We start from the raw sequence: 3,275 nt of genomic DNA on the forward strand, positions 1-3,275 counted from the left end.
CGTAAGGACATACTGAAGAGGTTCCGGGGAATGATCGACAAGGGCGTGCCGATCGTCGGCGGCGGCGCCGGCACCGGCCTATCGGCCAAGGCCGAAGAGGCCGGCGGCATCGACCTCATCATCATCTACAATTCCGGCCGCTACCGCATGGCCGGGCGCGGCTCGGCCGCCGGCCTGCTCGCCTATGGCAACGCCAACGAGATCGTCAAGGAGATGGCCTACGAGGTGCTACCGGTGGTCAAGAAGACGCCGGTGCTGGCCGGCGTCAACGGCACCGATCCCTTCGTCATCATGCCGCTGCTGCTGGCAGAGCTGAAGACAATGGGCTTTTCCGGCGTGCAGAATTTTCCCACCATCGGCCTGTTTGACGGCCAGATGCGGCAGAGCTTCGAGGAGACCGGTATGGGCTTCGGGCTCGAGGTCGACATGATCGCCGAGGCGAACAAGCTCGACCTGTTGACCACGCCCTATGTCTTCAACCCGGATGAGGCCCGCGCCATGACCAAGGCCGGCGCCGACATCGTTGTCGCCCATATGGGCGTGACGACAGGCGGCTCGATCGGCGCCACCTCGGCCAAGTCGCTCGACGACTGCGTTCTCGAGATCGACGCCATTGCCAATGCGGCACGCTCGGTGCGCAAGGACGTCATCCTGCTTTGCCATGGCGGGCCGATCTCGATGCCCGACGACGCCCGCTACATTCTCTCCCATGCCAAGGGCCTGCATGGCTTCTATGGCGCCAGCTCGATGGAACGGCTGCCGGCCGAGGCGGCGATCGCCAAGCAGACCGCCGATTTCAAAGCCGTCACGCTCAGCGGCCAGAAAACCACATCCAAGAAAGAGAAGGGATGAGACGATGATCGACAAGAGCAAGGTATTTGTCTACCCGAAGGACGTCAGCGCCTTCGGCTTCGACTGGGGAAAATTGGCGCTGACGGTGGCGCCTGAAGTGAATGGCGCGACCCGGTTTTCCGGCGGGGTCGTCGACCTGCCGTCGGGCAAGGGCCACACGCGCCACAACCATCCGGGCGCGGAAGAAATCATCTTCGTCATCTCAGGCCATGGCGAACAGATGGTCGAGGACGAGAAGGGCAATCCGGTGGTCGAGAAGGTCGGCCCCGGCTGCACCATCTACGTGCCGGAAAGCCGCTTTCATTCGACGCTCAACACCGGTGACGGGCCGATGCAGCTTTTCGTCGTCTATTCGCCGGCCGGCCCGGAGCTGGTCCTGCGGGAATTGCCGGATTTCAGGCTGATCCCGGCGGGGCAGTGATCTTCCTCCGTCCCGCGTTTGCTGGGAGGCCCCCTCATCCGACCGCTTCGCGGCCACCTTCTCCCCAAGGGGAGAAGAGACGAGCATCATCGCCGGCTCCCTCCTCTCCCCTTGGGGAGAGGTTGGATTGCCCCGAATTGCTCTTCGCAATTCGGATGGCAATCCGGGTGAGGGGGCAGCGCCCTTCAGTACCAGCTAGGCGGTCGCACCCCTGTTCCAGCCCCGACCCCGGTCGCCGAACATCACATAGCCGGCGTCGGTGACCGCAACCGTGTCCTCCAGCTTGATGAAGCCGCGCGTCGGATGAAGCATGGTTGTCTCCACCGACAGCACCATGTTCTTCTCCAGCGGCTTTGCCGCATAAGTGCCTTCATAGGTGACCGGATGGTTGGTCATCAGGAACGGCGCTTCATGCGTGATCAGGCCCATGCCATGGGCGAAGAAATCCGTGTAGGCCGCGACCTTCGAGGCTTTCAGCACGCCCTCCGCGTGCGAAATCATGTCGCCTCCCAGCGTACCGGCCTTGACCTTGGAGAAGGCTGCCTGCTGCACCGTTTCGACCTCGGCCAGCAGATCTTCGAGTTCGGCATCCGGTTCGCCGAGAATCCCCATCCGGCAGAGGTCGCCGATATAGCCGTGATAGTTGCCGCCGGAATCGATCGACAGCACCTCGCCTTGCTTCCACGCCTGCGGTGAGGCGGCGCGGTTGTGGCTGGAACCCAGCGTCAGCAGGCAATATTCGAAATGGATGCCGCGATTGGTTTCCTCGCGCCGCAGCCGCTCGATGATCTCGCTCTTGGTCGTGCCTTCGCGTGCCCCGGCAATGGTCGCCAGCATGGAATCCGTGATCAGTTCGGAGGCGGTGCGCAGTTTCTCCAGCTCGGCATCGGTCTTGATGGCGCGCATGTTCTCAAGCATGCCGGTCGCATCGATCAGTCTGGCGTCCGGCAACGCCTTGCGGATCAGCGTATAGGCGTCCGACGGCAGGAAGCCGGGCTCGATGCCGATGCGGGCGCCCGCCTTGCCAATCTTCTGCAGATGCTCGACGGCGAGGTTGGCAGCGTCGAGCGTGCCCCAGCAGGCGGCGTGCAGTGTCGGCGTCCAGAACGGGTTGTTCTGATGCTCGCCGCCTTCCATGCGGTTGCCGATATAGGCGGCATGGTCCGGCCCGCCCTTTTCGTACACGACGATCGGCAGGTAACGGCTGTGGCCGATCGCATCCATGGCGGCAAAGAAGATGAACTTGTAGCCGCCCAGCAGGTATTGCGTGTTGTGCTTGGAGGTGGCGAGCAGCACATCGATGCCCGCCTCCTCCATCAGCCGGTCAACCCTTGCCTCGTCGAACGGGATAATGCCGACGGCATTCTTGCCCGGAGCAATGTTCATCTTTTCTCTCCCTGAATTGCCTGGGATCGCCGGCTGTTCTGCTCCCGATCCCTTGGCTATGGCTCAAACCTGCACCATTTTGCCTATTCTGGTCCAGCCAGAAATAGGAAAAGCAGCATCGCTCGATGTCACCATATCGTCATCCGTCGCATATCGGATCAATCTGGTCCTACCAGGCTGATCGAATTGAGCCACTTCCTTCAAACTGGTCCAGCGGACGAAAATTTCAAAGCCAAGCAAGGATGCGCCAATTCCGTCTCTGGCGAAACCCTCGGCAAGGCTCATAATCGCCGCCGCAAGGATGCCGGCGGGCTTGCCGGCGTCTGAGGGGTATTGGCGCACCCGACCGGGTCGCGGAGAGGACGGAGTTCGACCATGTCAGATTTCACGATTTCCAGACGCACGATGCTGGCAGGCTCGGCAATGCTGCTGGCCTCCACCGCCATGCCGACTTCGGGCTGGGCGCAGACGCCGAAGAAGGGCGGGCGCCTGGTGCTTGCCGCCGATTCCGAACCACGCAACCTCAATCCGGCGATCGTCGCCTCCAACGGCGTGTTCTTCATCTCCAGCAAGATCGTCGAAACGCTGGCCGAAGCCTCCTTCGACGGCAAGGGCG

At 62.4% G+C, this 3,275-nt stretch carries 4 protein-coding genes and 1 pseudogene; 3 read left to right on the forward strand and 2 right to left on the reverse strand.

Annotation, left to right across the window (positions count from 1 at the left end; all coding sequences use genetic code 11):
* On the forward strand, window positions 1–852 hold an 852-nt coding region (locus EN935_RS27915), incomplete at its 5' end, for a phosphoenolpyruvate hydrolase family protein (protein WP_245489065.1).
* 4 nt (window positions 853–856) lie between these two features.
* A complete protein-coding gene (locus tag EN935_RS27920; protein WP_127263329.1) occupies window positions 857–1,273 on the forward strand; it encodes a cupin domain-containing protein in 417 nt (138 codons plus the stop codon).
* 195 nt (window positions 1,274–1,468) lie between these two features.
* Here the strand turns inward: EN935_RS27920 and EN935_RS27925 are convergent, their stop codons facing one another.
* A complete protein-coding gene (locus tag EN935_RS27925; RefSeq protein WP_127266200.1) occupies window positions 1,469–2,659 on the reverse strand; it encodes a Xaa-Pro peptidase family protein in 1,191 nt (396 codons plus the stop codon).
* Between the two features lie 63 nt (window positions 2,660–2,722).
* Window positions 2,723–3,001: a hypothetical protein gene (locus EN935_RS27930; RefSeq protein WP_127373836.1), complete on the reverse strand. Its 279-nt coding sequence runs from the start codon at window positions 2,999–3,001 to the stop codon at window positions 2,723–2,725.
* Between the two features lie 33 nt (window positions 3,002–3,034).
* Between EN935_RS27930 and EN935_RS27935 the strand changes: the two are divergent.
* Window positions 3,035–3,275: pseudogene (locus EN935_RS27935) on the forward strand (ABC transporter substrate-binding protein); the annotation flags it as partial.

The sequence above is a fragment of the Mesorhizobium sp. M7D.F.Ca.US.004.03.1.1 genome (assembly GCF_003998635.1).
GTDB classification, from domain to species: domain Bacteria; phylum Pseudomonadota; class Alphaproteobacteria; order Rhizobiales; family Rhizobiaceae; genus Mesorhizobium; species Mesorhizobium loti.

Excerpts from the sequence above, each read along its gene's own strand:
- EN935_RS27920 (WP_127263329.1), top strand. The coding sequence starts at position 857 with ATGATCGACAAGAGCAAGGTATTTGTCTACCCGAAGGACGTCAGCGCC.
- EN935_RS27925 (WP_127266200.1), bottom strand. The coding sequence starts at position 2,659 with ATGAACATTGCTCCGGGCAAGAATGCCGTCGGCATTATCCCGTTCGAC.